Origin of the sequence: Streptomyces sp. Tu 3180 (assembly GCF_009852415.1) — a bacterium.
Taxonomy (GTDB): domain Bacteria; phylum Actinomycetota; class Actinomycetes; order Streptomycetales; family Streptomycetaceae; genus Streptomyces.
The window spans coordinates 5,868,077-5,886,566 of the sequence record NZ_WOXS01000002.1 but is presented as its reverse complement, the minus strand read 5'-3'; the positions used below and the strand labels follow the sequence as shown (position 1 = coordinate 5,886,566).

Sequence of the window (18,490 nt, the reverse complement as noted above, 5' to 3'; positions counted from 1 at the left end):
CCGGACGGCGGCCCGGATCACCGTGCCGCCGGCCGCCCGGACACGGCGAGGGGGCGCCGGCCGGAAGCCTCCGGGCGGCGCCCCCTCGTCCGTGCGGGCCTCGCGGACCCTACCCGGCGAGCCTCGCCAGGGCCGCGTCGATGCGCGCCAGGGTCTTCTCCCTGCCCAGGACCTCCAGGGACTCGAAGAGCGGCAGGCCGACCGTGCGGCCGGTCACGGCGACGCGGACGGGGGCCTGGGCCTTGCCGAGCTTGAGGCCGTGGGCCTCGCCGGCGGCCAGGACGGCCTCCTTCAGCGACTCGGCGGACGTCCAGTCGGCCGCTTCCAGCTTCTCCCTCGCCGTGCGCAGCAGGGCGTCGCTGCCCTCCTTCATCGCCTTGGTCCAGGACGCCTCGTCGAAGACCGGCTCCGGCAGGAACAGGAAGTCGACGTTGTCCGTGATCTCGGAGAGGACCTTCAGGCGGGTCTGCGCGTGCGGGGCGACGGCCTGCCACCTGGCCTCGTCGAAGTCCTCCGGGGCCCACGGCGCGAAGGGGGCCCTGAGCCAGGGCGCGCAGCGCTCCGCGAAGTCCTTCGCGTCGAGCATGCGGATGTGGTCGGCGTTGATCGCCTCGCACTTCTTCAGGTCGAAGCGGGCCGGGTTGGGCTGCACGTCCGCGACGTCGAAGGCGGCGACCATCTCCTCGATCGAGAAGACGTCCCGGTCGGCGGAGAGCGACCAGCCGAGCAGGGAGAGGTAGTTGAGCAGGCCCTCGGGGAGGAAGCCGCGCTCGCGGTAGAGGTTGAGCGAGGACTGCGGGTCGCGCTTGGAGAGCTTCTTGTTGCCCTCGCCCATGACGTACGGCAGGTGGCCGAACTGCGGGATCCCCTTGGCGACGCCCAGCTCGATCAGCGCCTTGTACAGGGCGATCTGCCGCGGGGTGGAGGAGAGCAGGTCCTCGCCGCGCAGGACGTGGGTGATCTCCATCAGGGCGTCGTCGACCGGGTTGACCAGCGTGTACAGCGGGGCCCCGTTGGCGCGCACGATGCCGTAGTCCGGGACGTTGTCCGGGGTGAAGGTCAGCTCGCCGCGGACCAGGTCCGTGAAGGTGATCGTCTCGTCGGGCATGCGGAAGCGGACGATCGGCTCGCGGCCCTGGGCCCTGTACTCCTCGACCTGGGCCTCGTTCAGGTCGCGGCAGTGGCCGTCGTAGCCGGAGGGCCGGCCGGCGGCGCGGGCGGCCTCGCGGCGGGTGTCCAGCTCCTCCTGGGAGCAGTAGCAGTGGTAGGCGTGGCCGGCGTCCAGGAGCTTGCGGGCGACGTCCTTGTAGATGTCCATGCGCTGCGACTGCCGGTACGGCGCGTGCGGGCCGCCGACCTCGGGGCCCTCGTCCCAGTCGAAGCCGAGCCAGCGCATCGCGTCGAGCAGCTGGGCGTAGGACTCCTCGGAGTCGCGGGCCGCGTCGGTGTCCTCGATGCGGAAGACCAGGGTGCCGCCGTGGTGCTTGGCGAACGCCCAGTTGAACAGGGCGGTGCGGACCAGGCCCACATGGGGGTTACCGGTGGGCGACGGACAGAAACGGACGCGTGGGGGTACCCCCTGTCCGAGCGGGTTCGAGGACTTGGGGAGGGAGTGCCGGATGCGCTAGCCACGCTTGACAACCTTGTTGGTGAGAGTGCCGATGCCTTCGATGGTGACGGCGACCTCGTCGCCGACGTTGAGGGGGCCGACCCCAGCCGGGGTGCCGGTGAGGATGACGTCGCCGGGGAGCAGGGTCATGGCCTCGGAGATGTTGACGACCAGGTCCTCGATGGAGTGGATCATCTCGCTGGTGCGGCCGAGTTGGCGCTGCGCGCCGTTGACCGTGAGCTGGATGGTCAGGTCGCTCGCGGCGGCGACGTCCAGGTCCGTCTCCACCCAGGGGCCGAGCGGGCAGGAGGTGTCGAACCCCTTGGCCCGGGCCCACTGCTTCTCGCGCTTCTGGACGTCGCGCGCGGTGATGTCGTTGGCGCAGGTGTAGCCGAAGATCACGTCCTTGACGCGTTCGCGCGGGACCTCGCGGCACAGCCGGCCGATGACCACGGCCAGCTCGGCCTCGTGGTGCACCTCCTGGGAGAAGGAGGGGTACTGGATCTCGTCGCCGGGGCCGATCACCGACGTGGCGGGCTTGAAGAAGGCGAACGGGGCGTCGGGCACCTCGTTGCCGAGTTCCCGCGCGTGCTCGGCGTAGTTGCGGCCGAAGGCCACCACTTTGTTGGGGAGCACCGGGGGCAGCAGCCTGACCTTGCTCAGCGGGACCTTCGTGCCGGAGAGCTCGAAGTCCGTGAACGGGATGCCCTTGATGATGTCCAGGACGAGCTCGTCCTGCCGGTCGCCCTCGACCGCGCCGAAGGCGACGTTCCCGTCGATGGAGAATCTGGCGATGCGCACGGGATGCTTGGCCCCTTGACTTAGGCGGCTGGAGTCTGACGCTCCAGGCTAACGCGGCACGGCGTCCCGCCCGCGCCCATCACGTGCGCCGCCGCCCGGCGGGCGCCGTCCCCGTGCGCGTGCCGGGGCCGGTCCGCCCCGCGCACGACGAGGGGCGCCCCGGTGAGACCGTGGGCGCCCCTCGTGGTGCGTGGTGGACGGGCTCCGCCGTCCGCGCGCGGCGGCGTTGAGCGATGTGCGGCCGGCGCACGTACTGACCGGTGTGATCGGTGTGATCGGTGTCAGCCGGCGGTGTCGGCCGCGACCGGGACCTCCATGAGGACGGTGCGCCTGGGGTTGGCGGTCTGGGCCGGGAGTTCGACGGAGTGCTCCTGCTGGACCGGCGCCTGCAGTTCGTCGGCGCCGTTCAGGTGCGCCAGCGTGGTGCGTCGCGGGTTGGCGATCTTGTGGAACATCATCGTCGTCTTCACTGTTTACTTGACCCTGTCCTGTGCGCGGCGCCCGCAGGGGTGCGAGGACCCGGTCCGGGCGCGGGTTGTCGGTTTTGCCATCCCTGTAAAGCGTCAGGCTAAACATGCAATTCCCCGGCGGCGGCCTTCGAAGACCGTGATCTACGTGTGAGTTTGCTCACGAATCGATGGACAAATCGGCCAATCCGGCCATACTCCCCGCACCCCGGAAACGGACATTCGGCCCCTGAAGCCACCATTCCGCTCCTGATCATGGCGACTGGGACACCCGGAGCGCGCGACCGGTTCGCGAACATCCGCCCGTTTTGGGCGAGCTCACTTTCCACCCGCGGTGATCCGCCACTCACGTGGTGTCACGTATGTCACGGGTAGACCCACGGGCCTTGTTGGAGATCCTGCACTGTGCTGGAATTCCACGGACCGCCGCAGGATCGAGCCGGCGCGCAGGGGGCGCACAAACGCGCCGAGTGGCGGCGAGACAGGGGGAACCAGCGCCGGTCACTCACGACCACCACGGGGGCGTATTCAGGGCGCTCCTATGACGCCGACACCGTGCCCAGCCGTTCACGCGGAGGGGTGCCTGGTCCAGAGGTTGCGACGCTAGTGCAGGGACGTTTCAAGAGGGATGGCAGCGCTTCGGCGGAGCCGGAGCCGCACGGCGGGACTGGCCCCATGGCCGTCAGCTCCTCGCCCCAGCACGCCCAGAACCAGGGCCCGGCCGCGGCCGGTGACGGCGGTGAACGAACCGGTCGCCCCGGTGCCTCCGGGCCCGCGGGTCCGGACGCCGAGAGGGCGCCGAAGGGCCCGACCGGCCCCGGGCCGCGAATAGCCCTGCGCAACTGGCGCATCTCGACCCGTCTGGTGTCGCTGCTCGCGCTCCCCGTGGTCGCGGCCACCTCGCTGGGCGCGCTGCGCATCAACCAGTCGATGGACGACATCCAGCAGCTCGACAACATGAAGCTGCTGACGGACATGACCAAGCAGGCCACCGAACTGGCCGCCGCGCTCCAGGAGGAGCGCGACCAGTCGGCCGGCCCGCTGGCGCACGGCGGCAAGGCCACCGACTTCACGGTCAAGGGCTACCGCGAGAAGACCGACCGTGCGATGGACAACTTCATCGACAGCTCCGAGGAGATCGACAACGCCGCCAAGGACGGCAACCTCAAGGGCGTCCGCGACAACCTGGTCCAGCTCACCGGCGACCTGGGCGACATCGCGAAGATCCGCAACACGGCCTTCGCCTCGGAGCGGAACTCCACGCAGACCGTCGAGGCCTACCACCGTCTGATCGAGAACCTGATCGACCTCTCGCAGGACATGGCCGAGGCGACCAGCAACCCCGAGATGATCCAGCGCACGCGTGCCCTGGCGTCCTTCTCGGCCGCCAAGGAGTACGCCTCGATCCAGCGCGCGGTCCTCGCGGCGGCCCTGCCGGCCAGCAACACCACCGTCGGCGAGCTCTCCGAGAACGACCGGCTCTACGCCGAGTCGGCGCTGACGAGCCAGAAGTCCGAGATCCGCAGCTTCAAGAGCATCTACGGCGAGATCCCCGCCACCGAGCTGCTCCTGCCGATCGAGGACGGCAACAACACGATCAAGGCCACCGACGAGTACGCCGGGCGTGCCCTGGCCTCGGAGTTCGGCCTCAGGTCGGTGGGCAAGCGGTCCTACCGGGACTGGCTGGACGACAGCTCCACCAAGATCCAGCAGATGAAGAACATCGAGCTGCACCTGCTCGAGGAGATGGAGCAGAAGGCCCGCGAGCTGCGCAGCGCCACCGAGCGCGACGCGATCGTCTCCGGTGTGCTGATCCTGATCGTGCTCGGCGTCTCGCTGGTCGGCGCCTTCGTCGTGGCCCGCTCCATGATCCGCTCGCTGCGCCGGCTGGAGGAGACCGCGACCAAGGTCGCCCAGGAGCGTCTGCCCGAGCTGGTCAAGCAGCTGTCCGAGTCCGACCCGCAGGACGTCGACACGTCCGTGGAGTCGGTCGGTGTGCACTCCCGGGACGAGATCGGCCGAGTGGCCGCGGCCTTCGACGACGTGCACCGCGAGGCGGTCCGCCTCGCCGCCGAGCAGGCCCTGCTGCGGGGCAACGTCAACGCGATGTTCACCAACCTCTCGCGCCGCTCCCAGGGTCTGATCCAGCGCCAGCTGTCGCTGATCTCCGAGCTGGAGTCCCGCGAGGCCGACCCGGACCAGCTGTCCTCGCTGTTCAAGCTGGACCACCTGGCCACGCGTATGCGCCGTAACGGTGAGAACCTGCTGGTCCTCGCGGGTGAGGAGCCCGGCCGCCGGTGGACCCGCCCGGTCCCCCTGGTCGACGTGCTGCGTGCCGCCGCCTCCGAGGTGGAGCAGTACGAGCGCATCGAGCTGGCGTCGGTGCCGAGCACCGAGGTCGCCGGCCGCGTCGTCAACGACCTCGTGCACCTGCTCGCCGAGCTGCTGGAGAACGCGACCTCGTTCTCCTCGCCGCAGACCAAGGTCAAGGTCACCGGTCACGCGCTGCCCGACGGCCGTGTGCTGATCGAGATCCACGACACCGGTATCGGTCTGTCACCGGAGGACCTGGCGGCGATCAACGAGCGGCTCGCCTCGCCGCCCACCGTGGACGTCTCCGTCTCCCGCCGCATGGGTCTGTTCGTGGTCGGCCGTCTGTCGCAGCGCCACGGCATCCGCATCCAGCTGCGCCCGTCCGACTCCGGTGGTACGACCGCGCTGGTCATGCTGCCCGTCGACGTCGCCCAGGGCGGCAAGAAGCCCCAGGGCAAGCCCGGCCAGCCGGGCGCGGGTGGCGGTGGCCCCGCCGCCGCGCAGGCGGCCGCCGGTGCCGCCGCCGCACGGCGCGCCGCCGGTGCCGGCCAGTCCGGTGGCGGTGCCCTCGGCGCCGGTGCGCCCGGCGGCGGCCGGCTCGGCACCGGTCAGGGTCCGCGGGCCGCGCTGCCCGGACGGGACGGCGGCGGCCGGCCCGGTGGGGCCCGGGGCCCGCAGGGCCAGCCGGGCAACTCCACGCCGTCGCTGTTCGACCAGGGTGCTCCCTCCGCGGCGCCGCAGAACCGTCCGGCTCCCGCCGGCGCCGGCTTCGGAGGCCAGGCGCCGGGCGCCCCGCAGGGGACGCAGTCCGCGGGTCCGGGCGCGGCGCAGGACCGGGACGCCTTCGGCGGCGGCCGGGGTCAGGTGCCCCCGCAGCGCGGCAACGGCAACGCCGAGCGCGGCCGTCGTCCGCAGCTCCCGCCGCGCGGTGGTGGTGCGCGCGCCGAGCTGCCCGGCGGTGACCAGCAGCAGCCGCGCGTGCCCAGCTGGAGCGACGAGAACGCCCAGCCGCCGGTCCCGCGCGCCTCGCTGGACACCCCGCGCGGCCACGAGGAGCCGGACGTCTCCCGGACGTCCGCCGTGCCCCGGTTCGACGACCGGCAGGGGCCCGGCTCGACGGCGGAGATCCCCCGGTTCGACGACCGCCAGAACCCCGGCGCGCCCGGTTACGGCGTCCCCGGCGCGGACATCGCGCAGGACACGGGCCAGTACGCCCAGCCCGGCGTGAACGGTGCTCAGAACACGGGCCAGTTCGCCCGCGGCGACGTCTTCGGCGCCCCGCAGGGCTACGACAACGGCTCCACCGGCCAGTACCCGGTGCCGGCCCAGGACAACGGCGCCACGGGGCGGCACTCCCTCCCGCAGCGTCCGGACGCCGCGGACCCGGCCGTCACCGGCCAGTTCGAGCGTCCGCAGGGCAACGGCGCGCACGGTGCCGACCTCGGCGCCCCGCGTCCGCCCGCCCCGCAGCAGCAGCGGCCGGTCCGCCACGAGCCGGACAACGGTGGCGCCGCGCGGGGGCCGGGTGACGGCTGGGCGCTGCCTCCGGCGTCCGGTCCCGGCGACGGGCGCACGCCGCTGTACGACACCCTGGAGACCAACTGGTTCCACGGTGGCGGCGGGCAGGAGCAGGGCAACGGTTCCGCTCCGGCACCGCAGCAACAGCCCCAGCAGTCCCAGCAGTCCCAGCAGCCGCAGGGGCCCACCGGCCCCCAGCGGTCCGCATCCCCCGCCTGGCGCAGCTCGCCCAACGACGAGCTGATCCGGCAGGCCGAACGCGTCCGGCAGCCGGCCGCGGGCGGCGTCACCACCTCCGGCCTGCCGCGCCGGGTGCCCAAGGCGAACCTCGTCCCGGGCACGGCTCAGCAGCAATCGCACCAGAGCGGTCCTCAGGTCTCGCGCGCCCCCGATGACGTGCGCGGCCGGCTGACCAATCTCCGTCGGGGTATCGCGCAGGGTCGTCAGGCCGGCTCCACCCAGACCGGCAGCTTCCCGCAGTACCCCACTCACCAGCAGGAGCGTTAGTTGAGCCCGATGAGCCAGGCGGCACAGAACCTCAACTGGTTGATCACCAACTTCGTGGACAACACCCCCGGGGTGTCCCACACCGTCGTCGTGTCCGCCGACGGACTCCTCCTGGCGATGTCCGAGGGCTTCCCGCGCGATCGCGCGGACCAGCTCGCGGCCGTGGCGTCGGGACTGACCTCCCTGACGGCCGGCGCCTCCCGGATCTTCGAGGGCGGCGACGTCGCCCAGACCGTCGTCGAGATGGAGCGAGGGTTCCTCTTCCTCATGTCCGTCTCGGACGGCTCGTCCCTCGCCGTCCTGGCGCACCCCGAGTGCGACATCGGCCTCGTCGGCTACGAGATGGCACTCCTGGTCGACCGCGCGGGGGCGGTCCTCACCCCGGACCTGCGCGCCGAACTACAAGGAAGTCTGCTCCACTGATCGGCCCCGGCACCACCCGTCTCACCAAATCACCGTCCGGCCGCCACATTCCCCCCACCGGCCCCGTCAGACGGCTTGACTGACCGACTTGCTGTCCCGCCCGGAGGATTCATGACCCCGCCCACCGCCTCTCATGATCCGTACGCGGAGCCGTACGAGGACGAGGGCGACCAGCCGCTGGTCCGTCCCTATGCGATGACCGGCGGCCGGACCAGGCCGCGCTATCAGCTGGCCATCGAGGCACTGATCAGTACGACGGCCGACCCGGCAGCGCTCATGGGGCTCCTCCCGGAGCACCAGCGCATCTGCCATCTGTGCCGTGAGGTGAAGTCGGTCGCCGAGGTGTCGGCGCTGCTCAACATGCCGCTGGGTGTGGCCCGGATCCTGGTGGCGGACCTCGCGGAGGCGGGTCTCGTCGCCATTCACCAGCCGGGCGGCGACGAGACGACCGGCGCCCCGGATGTGACACTGCTCGAAAGGGTGCTCAGTGGACTTCGCAAGCTCTAGCGGCGGGACGGTCTCCGACAGCCGTTCCACCACGTCCGCAAAGATCGTGGTGGCGGGCGGCTTCGGCGTGGGCAAGACCACGTTCGTCGGCGCCGTCTCGGAGATCAACCCGCTGCGCACGGAGGCCGTCATGACGTCTGCTTCGGCGGGCATCGACGACCTCACCCACACCGGGGACAAGACGACCACGACGGTCGCCATGGACTTCGGCCGCATCACGCTCGACCAGGACCTGATCCTGTACCTGTTCGGCACGCCCGGCCAGGACCGCTTCTGGTTCATGTGGGACGACCTGGTGCGCGGCGCCATCGGCGCGGTCGTCCTCGTCGACACCCGCCGGCTGGCCGACTGCTTCCCCGCCGTCGACTACTTCGAGAACAGCGGACTGCCGTTCGTCGTCGCGCTGAACGGCTTCGACGGACAGCAGCCGTACCAGCCCGAAGAGGTGCGCGAGGCACTGCAGATCGGCCCCGACACCCCGATCATCACCACCGACGCCCGCCACCGCGCGGACGCGAAGAGTGCGCTGATCACGCTGGTCGAGCACGCCCTCATGGCGCGCCTCAGGTAGGTCCGGCAGGTCCGGACCGAAAGCCGCGCGCGGCGGTCGCCGCGGACGACGCCCCGGAGCCGGCTGTGTCCTCCGACACGGCCGGCCTCGGTGTTCATAACGTTTCGGCAGAAGAATCGGGCGAGGCCCGACACGCGATGCGGTCGACCGGTACCACTGTGCGCACGATCCTCCGTTCTTTTGGCGGGGGTCGCTCTTTATGACCGTTTTATCTGGGACTCACATCACTCGGATTCCCCGCTCTCCACTGTTTGGAAGAGCGCTGGTCGGCATGCTGGAATGCCTGAACTGCCCAATAGTCAAAGACGTACTCAGTAGTCGATGGCATGCCGGGCTCTGAGACACTGCGGCACAACGTTGGTGCCGACCGCCGAGAGGTTGTTGGTCGAGTGAGGCGAAGCAAGAACAGTCCCGAGCCGTCGGCCCGGGGCAACTTCACCCCGCCGCCGCGCGCAGCGGCGCCCGCCCCCGTACCCGGTGCCGAACCGGCGGCCGCGCCCGCCCCGAGCAGCGGGCGCCTCACCCCGCGCAACTGGCGTGTGACGACCCGGCTGAACGCGATCCTGCTCCTTCCCGTGCTGGTCGGCCTGGTCATGGGCGGCTTCCAGGTGAAGAGCTCGATCGACACCTGGCAGGAGGCCGAGGACGCGGAGAACACCGCGCGCCTGGTGCGGGCCTCCCTCACCTACGCCGACGCCCTCTACAACGAGCGGGACGTCACGGCCGCCCCGCTGCTGCAGAACAAGGGCCAGCAGGACCCCGCCGTCACCAAGGCCCGCGCGGCGACCGACAAGGCCGCCGACGCCTTCGACGAGGCGGCGCAGAACATGCCGGACAAGGCGGGCCTGAAGCGCCGGCTGGACGGGTTCCGCAAGGTCGAGCCGACGCTCACGCAGCTGCGCACGGCCGCCTACACCTCGAAGCTCAAGGGCGGCGTGGACACGGAGGAGGGCTACGTCGCGGTCGCCCACCCCCTGATGGAGTTCGCCAACGAACTCGGTCTCGGCACCGGCAACATCACCAGCTACGGGCGCACGGTCTACGCGATCTCGCTGACCAAGGCGGCGCTGTCGCTGGAGCGTTCCATCGGTATGCACATGCTGGTGAAGCCCGGCCCGACCGACAGCCAGCTCGCCAGCCAGCGCGTCGCCCTCTCCTCCTACGCCTACCTCGAGCGCATCGCCATCGAGGAGTACAAGGGCGGTGGCACCCAGGCCGACACGGACAAGCTGAACCGGCTCGCGCAGGAGATCGAGGCCGACGGCAAGGCCATGGCCCAGGAGGCCGCGCAGAGGGACCCGGACTACGTTCCGCCGCCCGCCAAGCCGGAAACGATGATCGCGGAGCTGGCCAAGCTCGACACCACGGACGCGTCCGCCCGCGTGGAGCTCGCCGGACAGGGCATCAACCCCGAGAACTGGTGGGCGGTGAACACGCTCAAGTTCGACGGTTACCGGCAGATCGAATCGGACCTGGCCGACACCGCGGTGAACGAGGCCGCCCAGATCGCCGACGACGCCCAGCGCGACGCCTTCATCACCGGTGCCGCCGTCGTGGTCGCCCTGCTCGCCGCGTTCATCCTGGCCGGCATGGTGGCCCGCCAGATGAGCCGCTCCATGCGCCAGCTGCGCAACGCCGCCTTCGGCATCGCCGAGCAGCGCCTGCCGATGCTGGTCGACCAGCTCTCCCGCACCGACCCCGGCCGGGTCGACACCCGGGTCACCCCGATCCCGATCACCTCCACGGACGAGATCGGCGAGGTCGCCCGCGCCTTCGACCAGGTCCACCGCGAGGCCGTCCGGCTCGCCGCCGAACAGGCACTGCTGCGGGGCAACATCAACGCGATCTTCACCAACCTGTCGCGCCGCAACCAGTCGCTGATCGAGGGCCAGCTGACCCTGATCACCGACCTGGAGAACAACGAGGCCGACCCGGACCAGCTGGAGAACCTCTTCCGCCTGGACCACCTGGCCACCCGTATGCGCCGCAACGGCGAGAACCTCCTGGTCCTCGCCGGCGAGGAGCCCGGCCGCCGCTGGGACCAGCCGGTCCCGCTGGTCGACGTCCTGCGCGCCGCCTCCTCCGAGGTGGAGCAGTACGAGCGCATCGAGCTGTCCGGCGTCCCCGAGGCCGAGATCCACGGCCGCGCGGTGACCGACCTCGTGCACCTGCTCGCCGAGCTGCTGGAGAACGCCACGACGTTCTCCTCCCCGCAGACCAAGGTCCGCGTCACCGCGACCCGTCTGCCCGACGGCCGCGTGATGATCGAGATCCACGACAAGGGCATCGGTCTGACCGCCGAGGACTTCGCGGACATCAACCACAAGCTGGCCAACCCGCCGACCGTGGACGCCGCGATCTCGCAGCGCATGGGCCTGTTCGTGGTCGGCCGGCTGTCCGACCGGCACGGCATCCGCGTCCAGCTGCGTCCCTCGGGCGAGCAGGCCGGTACGACCTCGCTGGTCATGCTGCCGGACGCGATCACCCACGGTGGCGGCGGCGAGCAGCAGGCGGAGCGCGACGAGTTCACGGTCTCCCAGATCATCCCGGAGCAGAACTTCCGGGGCGAGGACTTCAACCAGCCCCTGCGCACCGCGGCGGAGCTCGGCTTCGACGACAGCCGCTACACGGAGGTCCCGGACGACATACGCGACCTGGACCCGGTCGGCCGTTCCCTGATGCGCGAGGAGCGGCGGGCGGCCCTGGAGGCCCAGGCGCAGCCCGAGTTGACCGCCCCGAACGGCCAGGAGGCCCCCGAGGCGTCCGCGTACCCCGACGAGTTCGCGGCCCCGCAGGGCTACGACAACGGCCAGGGTTACCACGAGGGCCAGGGCTTCGACGGCGGCTACCAGGAGCAGCAGACCTCCGGGTACGACCAGCAGGCGTACGACAACGGGCAGCAGACGGCGTACGGCGAGGACTACTACGCGCCGAACGGCCACCTGCAGCAGAACGACGGCTTCCCGTCGGGCGGCAACTACCCCGGGTCCTCCTACGCGGAGCCGGCCCAGGAGAACCGCCCGGCGGCGGACGCCTCCGGCCCCGAGTCCTTCCCGGCCTTCGCCGACCGGCGCCGTGAGGACGACTGGCCGCAGCAGGACGGCTACCACAACGGCTACCCTGCCCAGTACCCTGCGGATGCCCGGGGAGCGGAATCCTCGCAGGCCGCTGACGCAGGTGAGCGGGACAGCGTAGGCTTCGACCGTCCGGGACCGGCTTCCTCCGAGGGACACGCCCTGACCGACGCCGGGCTTCCCCGCCGCGGATCCACCGCGAGCGGCGCGAACGGCACGGGCGGCGCGCAGCGCGTGGACCAGGAGCCGCCGGCCTCCACTCCGGAGAGCGACGGCGACAACGGCTGGCGTTCGGCGAACGACGAACGCTGGCAGCAGGCCTCGCAGCTCCGGAAGCCCAAGGCGGGCGGAGTGACCTCCTCCGGCCTGCCGCGGCGGGTACCCAAGGCCAACCTGGTCCAGGGTTCCGCCGAAACCACTCCTCAGGGAGGCCCACAGGTCTCCCGCGCCCCGGAGGACGTCCGGGGCAGGCTGAGCAACCTGCGGCGCGGTGTCCAACGAGGCCGCACCGCAGGCAGTGAAACGAACGGCCAGGGCTTCGGTCCTGACAGCACCTACAACCAGGAGCGTTAGTGTGAGCCCGATGAGCCAGGCGGCACAGAACCTGAACTGGTTGATCACCAACTTCGTGGACAACACCCCGGGGGTGTCCCACACGGTGGTGGTCTCCGCCGACGGACTCCTTCTGGCGATGTCCGAAGGCTTCCCCCGCGACCGCGCCGACCAGCTCGCGGCCGTCGCCTCCGGTCTGACGTCTCTGACGGCAGGCGCCTCCCGGATCTTCGAGGGCGGCAGCGTGAACCAGACGGTTGTGGAGATGGAGCGGGGATTCCTCTTCATCATGTCCATTTCCGACGGTTCGTCGCTCGCGGTTCTCGCACATCCGGAGGCGGACATCGGCCTCATTGGGTACGAGATGGCCCTTCTGGTCGACCGGGCCGGTACGGTCCTGACGCCGGACCTCCGCGCGGAGCTCCAGGGGAGCCTTCTCAACTAACAGACGGACGGTGCGCTTCGGCGTCCCGTGGCCGTAAGGTTTCGGGACGCGGCTCCACAGTCATGGGTGCCCGGCACAGTCGGAGGAGGAGAAAGTGGCAACACCCCCAGGCGGTTCGTCTTCGGGCAACTGGTCGTACGGCCCTGCCCAGGGCCAGAACGACGCCGCCCAGAGCGGATACGGCTACCCCTCCGCCCCGGACCACCGGCAGCCGTACGCGCCGCAGGGCCCCGGCCCTTCGCCGTACGACCAGCCGCACGCGCCGCGCGTCCAGCCCGTGCAGCCGCAGCGCCGCACCCCCGAGCCGACGCCCGCCGGGGCGTCGAACAACCCACTGGTGCGTCCGTACGCGATGACGGGCGGCCGCACCAGGCCGCGGTACCAGCTCGCCATCGAGGCACTGGTGCACACCACCGCGCAGCCGCATCAGATGCAGGGCCAGTTGCCCGAGCATCAGCGGATCTGCAACCTCTGCCGAGAAATCAAGTCGGTGGCCGAGATCTCGGCCCTGCTGACCATCCCTCTCGGCGTGGCCAGGATCCTCGTCGCCGACTTGGCGGAGGCGGGACTGGTCGCCATCCATCAGCCCGGCGGCGACGAGAACGCCGGCGGCCAGCCAGACGTGACACTGCTCGAAAGGGTGCTCAGTGGACTTCGCAAGCTCTAGCGGCGGTCCTTCCCGCTCCACCACCTCCGCGAAGATCGTGGTGGCGGGCGGCTTCGGCGTGGGCAAGACCACGTTCGTCGGCGCCGTCTCGGAGATCAACCCGCTGCGCACGGAGGCCGTCATGACGTCTGCTTCGGCGGGCATCGACGACCTCACCCACACCGGGGACAAGACGACCACGACGGTCGCCATGGACTTCGGCCGCATCACGCTCGACCAGGACCTGATCCTGTACCTGTTCGGCACGCCCGGCCAGGACCGCTTCTGGTTCATGTGGGACGACCTGGTGCGCGGCGCCATCGGCGCGGTCGTCCTCGTCGACACCCGCCGGCTGGCCGACTGCTTCCCCGCCGTCGACTACTTCGAGAACAGCGGACTGCCCTTCGTCATCGCCCTCAACGGGTTCGACGGACAGCAGCCGTACCAGCCCGAAGAGGTGCGCGAGGCACTGCAGATCGGCCCCGACACCCCGATCATCACCACCGACGCCCGCCACCGCGCGGACGCCAAGTCGACGCTGATCACGCTCGTGGAGCACGCCCTCATGGCGCGCCTGCGGTAGCGTCCTCACGACTGCGACGGCCCCCGTCCCTCCCTGTGGGAGGAACGGGGGCCGTTCGGTGTTCCCGGCGGTTCCGGCGCCGGTACCGGGACCCGGACGCCCCGGGGTGCGTCCCGCCGGCGGATGACGGAGACGGCCCCGCCCTCCCGTAGGAGGGCGGGGCCGTGTGCGGGTCGAGCGGCTCAGCGCCAGCTGTGCGGGGCGCGGAAACCGGGTTCGCGCTCCAGGCGGCGCCAGCCGGCCTTCGCGCGGCCTCGGTGGACCGGAGCGGTCTCGGCGGGCCGGGCGGCCGCGCGGGCGAGCAGGATCGCCGTGATGGCGGCGACTTCCTCGGGCTCGGCGTGGCCCTTCTCGACGCGGATGTCAGGTGTGCTCATGGGTGTCAGTCTCCCTGGGAGAGGGGTCCGCGGGGTTGCCGCGAGGGGTCCGCCGGGTTACTGGGGCGGGTTGCCGTGCTTGCGGGAGGGCAGGTCGGCGTGCTTGGTCTGGAGCATCGCCAGGGAGCGGATGAGCACCTCGCGGGTCTCGGCGGGGTCGATGACGTCGTCGACCAGGCCGCGCTCGGCCGCGTAGTAGGGGTGCATCAGCTCGGACTTGTACTCCTTGACCATCTTCTGCCGCGTGGCCTCGGGGTCCTCCGCCGAGGCGATCTGCCGGCGGAAGATGACGTTGGCCGCGCCCTCGGCGCCCATCACGGCGATCTCGTTGGTCGGCCAGGCGTAGGTCAGGTCGGCGCCGATGGACTGGGAGTCCATGACGATGTAGGCGCCGCCGTAGGCCTTGCGCAGGATCAGCGAGATCCGCGGCACGGTGGCGTTGCAGTACGCGTACAGCAGCTTGGCGCCGTGGCGGATGATGCCGCCGTGCTCCTGGTCGACGCCCGGCAGGAAGCCGGGCACGTCCAGGAGGGTGAGGATCGGGATGTTGAACGCGTCGCACATCTGCACGAAGCGGGCGGCCTTCTCGGACGCGGCGATGTCCAGCACGCCGGCCAGCGACTGCGGCTGGTTGGCGACGATGCCGACGACCTGGCCGTCCATCCGGGCCAGCGCGCAGATGATGTTGCGCGCCCAGCGCTCGTGGACCTCCAGGTACTCGCCGTCGTCGACGATCTCCTCGATGACCTTGGCCATGTCGTAGGGCCGGTTGCCGTCGGCCGGGACCAGGTCGAGCAGGACGTCGCTGCGGCGGTCGGGCGCGTCCGCGGCCTCCACCCGGGGCGGGTTCTCCCGGTTGTTCTGCGGGAGGAGGGACAGCAGGTAGCGCACCTCGTGGATGCACGTCTCCTCGTCGTCGTAGGCGAAGTGGCACACCCCGGAGGTCTCGGCGTGCACGTCGGCGCCGCCCAGCCCGTTCTGGGTGATCTCCTCGCCGGTGACGGCCTTCACCACGTCGGGGCCGGTGATGAACATCTGCGAGGTGTCGCGGACCATGAACACGAAGTCCGTCAGGGCGGGGCTGTAGGCCGCGCCGCCCGCGCACGGGCCGAGCATCACCGAGATCTGCGGGATCACCCCGGACGCCCTGGTGTTGCGCTGGAAGATGCCGCCGTAGCCGGCCAGCGCCGAGACGCCCTCCTGGATGCGGGCGCCGGCGCCGTCGTTCAGCGACACCAGCGGCGCACCCGCCGCGATGGCCATGTCCATGATCTTGTGGATCTTGGTGGCGTGGGCCTCGCCCAGCGCGCCGCCGAAGATCCTGAAGTCGTGGGCGTAGACGAAGACCGTGCGGCCCTCCACCGTGCCCCAGCCGGTGATCACACCGTCGGTGTACGGCTTCTTCTCCTCCAGACCGAACCCGGTGGCCCGGTGCCGGCGCAACTGCTCCACCTCGCGGAAGGAGCCCGCATCCAGCAGCAGCTCGATGCGCTCGCGCGCGGTCAGCTTGCCCTTGGCGTGCTGTGCCGCCGTCGCCCTCTCGCTCGGTCCGGCCAGCGCCTGCGCACGGATCTCGTGCAGTTCGGCCACGCGTCCGCGCGCGTCGGTCGGCTCACCCGGCGCCTCATCCAAAACGGTCATGTAGTGACCTTACGAAGCCCACCGGGAAATGCGAGCCGTCGACTCCTCACAGTCTCCGGGGTGTTTTCCTGGTGCCACTGAACAGAACCACGGCCGTATGCAGGCGTTCCGACTGCTCAGAGGGCATACGGCTTGTAGAGGTCGCACAAAGCCGTCAACTGAGAGCCACCTCACATCCGTGGGTGGCGCATACCTCCCCAGGGGTGATGCGCAGCCGCAACCGGCGGCCGGTGGCCAGGATTTCCACGGAATCGTCGGCCCGCGACACCCCCCGCACGGGGTGCTCCCAGATGATTTCCAGTGGTTCGCCCGTTCGGGTCGGTTCGCTCACGCAGAGCGTAGCGGCACGACCGCGGCGGCGGACCAGCACGCTCGCGGCCGACGTGGCGGTGAGCGGGCCCGCGGTGCCCGGCTGCCAGAAGTTGGCGGCGGTGAGACCGAGCGGGGGGACGGCGACGGCCTGGCGGGCGCCTTCGTTGGCGAGGATCCGCAGCCGGCGGTGGCCGGCGGCGCGACGGGCGACCTCGGGACGGGAGGCGCCGGGCAGCAGGACGTAGGCGTAGGAGGCCTCGGTGGGATCGGTGCCGTGGTGCAGCCAGAGGGTCTGCCAGCGGCGGGTGCGGCGCTCGGTGGTGCCGGCGGTGTTGATGTCGGACCAGGCGCCGGTGCGGTCCTCGCGCAGGGTCCGCAGGTCGCCGTCGAGGACGAGCCAGCCGCCGTGGCCCTCCAGGTGGGCCCAGCGCGGGCCGCGGGTGAGGACGTGGGTGCCGGACTCCCCCAGGTTGCGGTTGTCGACGACCGTCTCGACCGGGACGCCGTCGGTGCAGGTGATGCCGGCGCCGAGGCAGATCACCGCGTCCGCGGCGCAGAACCAGGACTTGCGGGCCTCGAGGGTCGAGCCGAGGCCCTTGAGGTGCTGGCCGATCGCCGCGTACGCGCCGTCGGTGGTGCCGCCGACCCAGCGCACGTCCGGCCTCGGCTCGCCCCACTCGCCGCCGGCCCGGTCGGGCAGGCGCCGGGTGGAGACGGTGGTCCCGGGCAGGCGGTACCAGTCCACGGTGGGCCAGAACCAGTCCGTGTACTGGTCGCCGCGGCCCGAGACCCACCAGAGGACCATCCCGGCTCCGGTGTGCCAGCCGCGCGGGTTCTCGCCGTTGCCGCATTCGTAGTGGGCGATGCGGTCGCTGGCCATGGCGATGTTCACGGTGAGGCCGGGGTGGCGGTGCACGGCGCGGTCCATGGCGGCGAAGAGCCGGTGCCCGGTGGGTTCGGGTGCGGCGGGCAGCGGTGCGGCGGCGATGGCGTGCAGCCGCGCGAGGTCGGCGACGCCGTACTGGGGCGCGGTCAGGACCGGGGACACGGTGTTCCGCTCGATCCAGCCCTTCACCCGCGCGTGCCAGCGGTCGCGTTCGGCCGGGCCCGCGCTCTCGGCGAGGACCGCGACGGCCGCGATGAGCTGCTGCCCGTGGAAGTGGTCGGAGCGCAGGACGGGCCGGTCGTCGCTCCTGAGGTGACCGCGGCTGACGGCCCGTCCGTTGACGCTGTCCATGACCAGGCCGTCGTGGACGAGCGGGGCGAAGGCGTGCTCCACGCTGTCGAGGACGACGTCCCGGTCGGGGTCCGTGACCTCCCACGCGGACCCGGCGAGCAGTGCGAGGAGCCGGCCGAGGCCGTCGAGCAGGACCTGGCCGTACGTTCCCGAGTAGGCGACCCGGGTGTGCTGGACGAACGAGCCGTCGGCGTGGAGGCCGTCTCCCCGGGTGACGTACGGGAAGACCGGGGAGAGCGCGTCCCGGGCGAGGGCGATCTTCGCGGGGGCACGGCCGAGGACGCCGCGCAGGGCGACGCCGCGGCACAGGTCGACGCGGTTGGCTCCGGTCGAGGTGCCGCAGTAGTCGGCGAGCGCGGAGTCGGGGACGAAGTGGTCCAGGGCCGCGCAGGCGGCGCCGACGCGGTCGGGGCCGGCCTGCTCGTACAGGGCGACGAGGATGTCGGTCAGGGCGCGGGGGCTGCCGATCTGCCATTCCCACCAGTTGCCGTAGCGGGTGGTGCCGGGGTGGTAGACGGTCGCGAAGAGGTGGTCGAGGCCGCGCAGGACGTCCGCGAGCAGCCCCGGGTCGCCGGTGGAACCGGTGCCCTGCTGGACGTACGCCCGGGTCATGGTCCACAGGCGGCCGTAGCTGAGGGTGATGCCGGCGGGAGGGTCGAACGGGTGCCCGGGCCAGAGGGAGCGGGGGGCGGGGTCCATCGCGGCGCGCAGGGAGCGGGCCCGTTCACCGGTCCCGGCCAGACGGGCGGCGTACGGCTCGGCGTCCGGGTCGTATCCCGTGCCGAGGGTGAGGTCGAGCCAGCGCCGGCGGAGGGTGTCGTAGGGGTCGGGCGCGCGGGAGCGGTCGCCGGCGCGACGGCGGAAGGCGCGGCGCTCGGGAGTCATGGCCGTGCCCTCCACCGGTGCG

Annotated in this window: 14 protein-coding genes; 8 read left to right on the top strand and 6 right to left on the bottom strand. The window is 71.3% G+C overall.

Annotation, left to right across the window (positions count from 1 at the left end):
* Positions 1 to 109: 109 nt before the first annotated feature.
* From gltX to GL259_RS27385, 3 genes are all read right to left on the bottom strand, one after another.
* Positions 110 to 1,528, bottom strand: coding sequence for a glutamate--tRNA ligase (gltX, locus tag GL259_RS27395; protein WP_243762393.1), 1,419 nt, complete (start codon positions 1,526 to 1,528; stop codon positions 110 to 112).
* 96 nt (positions 1,529 to 1,624) lie between these two features.
* Positions 1,625 to 2,410, bottom strand: coding sequence for a fumarylacetoacetate hydrolase family protein (locus tag GL259_RS27390; RefSeq protein WP_159535970.1), 786 nt, complete (start codon positions 2,408 to 2,410; stop codon positions 1,625 to 1,627).
* Between the two features lie 281 nt (positions 2,411 to 2,691).
* Positions 2,692 to 2,880: a hypothetical protein gene (locus GL259_RS27385; RefSeq protein WP_166461411.1), complete on the bottom strand. Its 189-nt coding sequence runs from the start codon at positions 2,878 to 2,880 to the stop codon at positions 2,692 to 2,694.
* Between the two features lie 603 nt (positions 2,881 to 3,483).
* On the opposite strand from GL259_RS27385, the gene GL259_RS27380 reads away from it, so the two are divergent.
* The 8 genes from GL259_RS27380 (at position 3,484) to GL259_RS27345 (ending at position 14,016) form a co-directional block, all read left to right on the top strand.
* Positions 3,484 to 7,215 carry a nitrate- and nitrite sensing domain-containing protein gene (locus GL259_RS27380; protein WP_159535969.1) on the top strand — a complete coding sequence of 1,244 codons (3,732 nt, stop codon included), beginning with the start codon at positions 3,484 to 3,486 and terminating at the stop codon, positions 7,213 to 7,215.
* A 9-nt stretch (positions 7,216 to 7,224) separates the two neighbouring features.
* Positions 7,225 to 7,638, top strand: a complete 414-nt coding sequence (locus GL259_RS27375; protein ID WP_005479910.1) for a roadblock/LC7 domain-containing protein — start codon at positions 7,225 to 7,227, stop codon at positions 7,636 to 7,638.
* Positions 7,639 to 7,749: 111 nt separating this feature from the next.
* On the top strand, positions 7,750 to 8,145 hold the full coding sequence (locus tag GL259_RS27370; RefSeq protein ID WP_159535968.1) for a DUF742 domain-containing protein: 396 nt from the start codon (positions 7,750 to 7,752) through the stop codon (positions 8,143 to 8,145).
* On the top strand, positions 8,126 to 8,716 hold the full coding sequence (locus GL259_RS27365) for an ATP/GTP-binding protein (RefSeq protein ID WP_159535967.1): 591 nt from the start codon (positions 8,126 to 8,128) through the stop codon (positions 8,714 to 8,716). Before GL259_RS27370 ends, GL259_RS27365 begins: the two co-directional genes overlap by 20 nt.
* 389 nt (positions 8,717 to 9,105) lie before the next feature.
* Positions 9,106 to 12,363 carry a nitrate- and nitrite sensing domain-containing protein gene (locus GL259_RS27360; protein ID WP_166461569.1) on the top strand — a complete coding sequence of 1,086 codons (3,258 nt, stop codon included), beginning with the start codon at positions 9,106 to 9,108 and terminating at the stop codon, positions 12,361 to 12,363.
* 10 nt (positions 12,364 to 12,373) lie between these two features.
* Entirely contained in the window at positions 12,374 to 12,787 is a 414-nt protein-coding gene (locus tag GL259_RS27355; RefSeq protein WP_004983065.1) for a roadblock/LC7 domain-containing protein, read from the top strand.
* Positions 12,788 to 12,881: 94 nt separating this feature from the next.
* Positions 12,882 to 13,454, top strand: a complete 573-nt coding sequence (locus tag GL259_RS27350; RefSeq protein ID WP_159535965.1) for a DUF742 domain-containing protein — start codon at positions 12,882 to 12,884, stop codon at positions 13,452 to 13,454.
* Positions 13,435 to 14,016: an ATP/GTP-binding protein gene (locus tag GL259_RS27345; RefSeq protein WP_159535964.1), complete on the top strand. Its 582-nt coding sequence runs from the start codon at positions 13,435 to 13,437 to the stop codon at positions 14,014 to 14,016. The genes GL259_RS27350 and GL259_RS27345 overlap by 20 nt, the downstream gene beginning before the upstream one ends.
* 182 nt (positions 14,017 to 14,198) lie before the next feature.
* Here GL259_RS27345 and GL259_RS27340 read toward each other — a convergent pair whose 3' ends face one another.
* The 3 genes from GL259_RS27340 to GL259_RS27330 form a co-directional block, all read right to left on the bottom strand.
* A complete protein-coding gene (locus GL259_RS27340) occupies positions 14,199 to 14,393 on the bottom strand; it encodes an acyl-CoA carboxylase subunit epsilon (protein WP_159535963.1) in 195 nt (64 codons plus the stop codon).
* A gap of 57 nt (positions 14,394 to 14,450) precedes the next feature.
* A complete protein-coding gene (locus GL259_RS27335) occupies positions 14,451 to 16,034 on the bottom strand; it encodes an acyl-CoA carboxylase subunit beta (RefSeq protein ID WP_159535962.1) in 1,584 nt (527 codons plus the stop codon).
* A gap of 154 nt (positions 16,035 to 16,188) precedes the next feature.
* Positions 16,189 to 18,468 carry a polysaccharide lyase 8 family protein gene (locus GL259_RS27330; protein ID WP_159535961.1) on the bottom strand — a complete coding sequence of 760 codons (2,280 nt, stop codon included), beginning with the start codon at positions 18,466 to 18,468 and terminating at the stop codon, positions 16,189 to 16,191.
* Between the last annotated feature and the right edge of the window lie 22 nt (positions 18,469 to 18,490).

What these genes read in the sequence shown, in the direction of transcription:
- GL259_RS27355 (WP_004983065.1), top strand. Translation starts at nt 12,374, where the DNA reads ATGAGCCAGGCGGCACAGAACCTGAACTGGTTGATCACCAACTTCGTG.
- GL259_RS27375 (WP_005479910.1), top strand. Translation starts at nt 7,225, where the DNA reads ATGAGCCAGGCGGCACAGAACCTCAACTGGTTGATCACCAACTTCGTG.
- GL259_RS27370 (WP_159535968.1), top strand. Translation starts at nt 7,750, where the DNA reads ATGACCCCGCCCACCGCCTCTCATGATCCGTACGCGGAGCCGTACGAG.
- GL259_RS27340 (WP_159535963.1), bottom strand. Translation starts at nt 14,393, where the DNA reads ATGAGCACACCTGACATCCGCGTCGAGAAGGGCCACGCCGAGCCCGAG.
- GL259_RS27335 (WP_159535962.1), bottom strand. Translation starts at nt 16,034, where the DNA reads ATGACCGTTTTGGATGAGGCGCCGGGTGAGCCGACCGACGCGCGCGGA.
- GL259_RS27330 (WP_159535961.1), bottom strand. Translation starts at nt 18,468, where the DNA reads ATGACTCCCGAGCGCCGCGCCTTCCGCCGTCGCGCCGGCGACCGCTCC.